Here is a 237-nt window from a genome sequence, read left to right on the forward strand (position 1 = left end):
TGCCGTCGTAGATCTTGTTCCAGAACCAGCTCAGTACCACTTCAAGGAAGCGGATCGCGGTGTAGGTGTAGTCCGAGGCGATCTCGTTGCCATAGCGCAGTGCCTGGGCTTCGGCCTTGGCCAGCGGGATGCCGGCTTCGGCGCCTGTTCAAGCCCCTGCTCATCGCCGTGGCGTTCGCCCTGGCCCTGGCGGCGTGCAGCCGCATAGACCTGGCCTACCGCAACCTCGACCGCCTG

General features: G+C 65.0%; 1 pseudogene. It reads right to left on the reverse strand.

Annotated elements, in window-relative coordinates:
- Positions 1 to 130, reverse strand: a pseudogene (locus tag SB725_RS33830) (hypothetical protein); the annotation flags it as partial.
- Positions 131 to 237 lie beyond the last annotated feature (107 nt).

Source organism: Pseudomonas sp. SIMBA_041, from assembly GCF_046535095.1.
GTDB lineage: Bacteria > Pseudomonadota > Gammaproteobacteria > Pseudomonadales > Pseudomonadaceae > Aquipseudomonas > Aquipseudomonas mucoides.